The sequence below is a fragment of the Eudoraea sp. genome, assembly GCF_049665975.1.
GTDB lineage: Bacteria > Bacteroidota > Bacteroidia > Flavobacteriales > Flavobacteriaceae > Eudoraea.
The window spans coordinates 1-3,922 of the sequence record NZ_JBATGR010000070.1 but is presented as its reverse complement, the minus strand read 5'-3'; the positions used below and the strand labels follow the sequence as shown (position 1 = coordinate 3,922).

The 3,922-nt window shown below is 36.7% G+C and carries 5 protein-coding genes; 1 reads left to right on the top strand and 4 read right to left on the bottom strand.

All coding sequences use genetic code 11. The features are described 5' to 3' along the window. The first annotated feature begins 233 nt into the window (after positions 1-233). Positions 234-1,199, top strand: coding sequence for an IS110 family transposase (locus tag WBN20_RS03020; protein WP_424280653.1), 966 nt, complete (start codon positions 234-236; stop codon positions 1,197-1,199). 47 nt (positions 1,200-1,246) lie between these two features. Here the strand turns inward: WBN20_RS03020 and WBN20_RS03015 are convergent, their stop codons facing one another. The 4 genes from WBN20_RS03015 to WBN20_RS03000 form a co-directional block, all read right to left on the bottom strand. Continuing rightward, entirely contained in the window at positions 1,247-2,527 is a 1,281-nt protein-coding gene (locus tag WBN20_RS03015) for an alpha/beta hydrolase-fold protein (protein WP_424280652.1), read from the bottom strand. A 166-nt stretch (positions 2,528-2,693) separates the two neighbouring features. Continuing rightward, a complete protein-coding gene (locus WBN20_RS03010; RefSeq protein WP_424280651.1) occupies positions 2,694-3,071 on the bottom strand; it encodes a DUF2200 domain-containing protein in 378 nt (125 codons plus the stop codon). Between the two features lie 2 nt (positions 3,072-3,073). After that, the gene (locus WBN20_RS03005; RefSeq protein WP_424280650.1) at positions 3,074-3,523 is read right to left on the bottom strand and encodes an SRPBCC family protein; all 450 of its coding nucleotides are present in this window, start codon (positions 3,521-3,523) and stop codon (positions 3,074-3,076) included. 24 nt (positions 3,524-3,547) lie between these two features. Further along, positions 3,548-3,922 (bottom strand): SRPBCC domain-containing protein (locus WBN20_RS03000; RefSeq protein ID WP_424280649.1); only part of this gene is annotated, 375 nt, incomplete at its 5' end.

Genomic DNA, 3,922 nt, shown 5'->3' with positions numbered 1-3,922 from the left:
CATCTTAAGTTTACTCTCCTTAACTTTTAAGGTGTAAATCAGAAAGAACAAAAGATGGGATTAAGGTTATTTTATACATAGAAGCCTAGACTTCGTCAACATTGATGATCCCCTCTCTTTTCCTACTTAGAATTCGTTCAGCCTGCCTGCCGACAGGCAGGTTCTATGAGCCTTGGGAGCTCGTTTTTAAGTTGTTGAAGTCCAAGTAGCCGTTCTTTCAAAAATCAGTTCTTATGAATAAATATACAGAAATTTATGGAGTGGACATTAGTAAGGATGTGTTCGATGTTGTAAACTCGAAAGGAACTTATATCCAATATTCGAATGGATTGAAAGGGTTTGGACAGTTATCAAAAAAGTTGCCCAAAGGTTCGTTGGTGGTCATGGAGGCCACTGGATACTACCATTATCGTTTGGCACAGTACCTGTACGAACACGGCCATAGTGTATCGGTCGTGAACCCGTTGTCGGTAAAGCGTTTTATACAGATGAAACAATCCAAGGTAAAGACCGATAAGAGCGATGCCAGGGCCATTTGTGAATATGCATGTGTCAATGAAGTCCCGTTATATAAGGCCAAGAACAAGGACCAAGCGGAATGCCTCCAGTTGTTGCGATTAATGGACACGTATCTAAAGCATGGCACGGCGATAAAGAACAAGCTCCATGGGGAGCGGACCATGGGTATTCCATCAAAGGCCGTTTATAGGTCGTTGGAGCGTTCCCTGAAGACACTGAAGAAAGAGATAGCGCTTTTGGAGGCACGTTTGGCGGATCTGGTCAAGGAACATCAACAAGGGCAACTTACCCTGCTCAAAAGCATCCCTGGAATGGGCAACAAGACGGCCATGGTATTACTGGTGCTGACTGATGGATTCACCAAGTTCGAGAACGCTGGCCAGCTTTGCTGCTATGCGGGGATTACCCCAACCATAAGGGAATCGGGAAGCAGTGTCAGGGGCAGAAGCAGGATAAGTAAAGTGGGGAATAGGAAATTAAGAAATCTGTTGTTTTTGTGCAGCTTCTCGGCCTGTAAGCATAATAAGGCTTGCAGGGAGATTTACGAAAGGATCATATCCAAAGGAAAGAGTAAGAAACTGGCATTGATAGCCGTTAGCAATAAGCTGTTGAAACAATCATTTGCAATAGCTACATCAGGATTGCCCTATGATGAGGAATATGTGTCGAGATTAACTTAAAAAAGACTTGTTTTTTAACTCAGTTCTTTGTTAGTGACTTTTTATGCTTATTCCTCTAACAATTTCTCTTTCAACATATCTATTTTTTCTTGAGAAAAATCATTACTACCAACTTCTAAGGCCTTGGTGAAATATTCAAGTGCTTTGATTGAATCTTGTTGGGCTAAAAAACAATCCCCTCTAGAATCATAAACATTTGAACTTTTGGGATAATTCTGGATGTTCAAATCAAATAGTGCAGAGGCCTTGTCCAGCATGCTATTATTCATAAAACCATATCCCATTGTATTAATAAATTGCTCAGGGGGAAGAACTTGATAACCAAAACGGTCCGAAACATTTTTATAGTGGGAACTTAATAAATCAATTAATCCTTCTGCAGATGTGTTACTATTAGGATCAAAAAAACGATTTATTCCTACAACGGTGTACCATGCGAAAAGAAAACGGAACGCATCATACTCGGTAATAAGTGGTACGCTACCGTGATCATCATCATTATAGTATTTCCATCCAAAAAGTAAACCATTGTCATTTTGAGTGTCAATTGAATTCACAAATTGTAATATTGATCTGATATGGGCTGTGGACTTAGTGGTATCATTTCTAACTTCTTTAATTATCATTCCTTCATCCATTGTGTTTGCAACACCAACGTACAAGGCTTTCCCATCGAACTTATTTACTGATAGGATGGAGTCAGCTACCTTTAAAAAAGCTTGATTATCCCACCACAAACTTGGGTCTATTGCTACATAATTATTGAAAAGGTGTTGTCTGCTTATGAGAGCGTTAATAACACTCAAACCACCAAAGGAATGACCAACAAAAGTCCTATATGAAGATACCGGATATGTTTTTTCTATATGTGGAATCAATTCATCCTCCATGAAGTCAAGAAACTTGTTGCCTCCGCCTGAAGAATACTGAATACTATCGCCTGAAAAGAAATCAAAATCGACATGTGAAGGTGTCAAATCTCGCGACCTGTCCGTATTTGGGATAGCAACAATTATCATTTCGGGAACAATTGTATTTCCATTGGTAGTACTTAATTGTTTGATCATTCCTGTTACAGAATAAAAATGTCCTGGTCCATCCAATAAATATAAGACTGGGTATTTAATGTTATTCGATGTGCTGTTTTTTGCACTTTCTGGAATATGTACCCAAATGTTGCGCGATTCATCTAATATGTTGGAATACACGCTGTCTATTTGACCGATTACTATTTGATTTGTTGGTTTTTCGAGATTTGCAACATCTTCCTTTTGCTGACAATTTACAAGAGTGAAAGCTATTGCGATATATAATAAATAATTTTTCATAATGGTAAGTATCTATAGTTAAGAATTGTCACTAACGATTTGGCTAAGAAACGTGGGGATTTCGAAGTTCGTTTCTGTCCGCCCGTGACGAACTAAACTACTAAGTTCTAGGCTAACTTTCAGTACGTTTCGCCCCATGCTTTCTTAGGTTTTGTTAGCACCAGTTTTATTTCTTTTCTTCTCGTAAAATTTTCTCCATTTTACGACCTCTTGCCAATTCATCAATTAGCTTTTCCATACGTCTACATTGTTTATACAATTCAAATTCATCCTCTATTTCTTCAATTCGATAACCACAAACGACTCCTTTAATTAAGTGTGCGTTAGGATGTATTTTAGCTTTTTGAAAAAAAGTTCTAAAAGTTACTTTCTCTTCAATAAGTGCTTGTAAATCATCTTTATCAAAACCAGTAAACCATTCTATTACTTGGTTGAGTTCTTCTTTTGTTCTACCATTCTTCTCCAACCTATTCCAGTAAAGTGGATAAATGGATGCAAATATCATATTAGCAACTTTTTCATTTTTTTCGGCAGTAACTTTCATCTTTATTTATTTTCGACACTAGTCTTTATGTTGATTAAGTCTTTTTTAATAAGTTTTTTCATAGTCTTGTTTAACATTCTTCCAAAAATAAAAGCCATAATTTTTCCTCTTACTGTAATAGCTTCCGTACTAAATTCCATTGTTAAAAAAGTAGTGTTTTCTTTTTCTGAAAGTTTTAAAATAGTTTGATAAATAGCTCCATTACTTTCGGCTCTTGTTTTGTAATAGTTGTTTTCTGTGGCTTCTGTTATCCACATTGTTTCCGTAGCAGATTTACCGAATATTGTTCTTGTTTCCTTCCATTTTAATCCGACTACTGTGTCTTTTGGTTTATTCAGAATCTCAATTTTATCAATTCCAGAAATTGTGTTCACAGAGTTTTCAATATCTGTAATTACCTTCCAAACTTTTTCTTTCGGTGCTTTTATTTCTATGTCAATAGTTAATTTCATATCCTTACTTTATTAGTTGATTTATCATTTTCGCATATAGTCAAATGCGCCTTTTCGAAGTTGTATACCATACTCCAAATAGGCTTTCATACAAGCAAGGAAATTTGCCCATCCTCCCGAATTTTCTAAAGCCCATTTCAGGTTATCTTCACTAAGTTCCTTTCCGTTTTCGTTTACTCTTATTAAGGTACTGTTGTCGGGCAATTTTTCCAATGTAATTTTCACAACAGTTTCAGGGTCCCAAACGAAGGAAATCGAAAGATTGGTTTCAATTTTGATTTCTTTGACGGGGAATTCATCAGCAAATTCAGGAAATTTCCAATTCACCTCTTTTCCTGATTCAAGTCGTCCGCTACTTTCCGAAATGAAATATTTAGTCATTTGCGATGGGTTTACAAT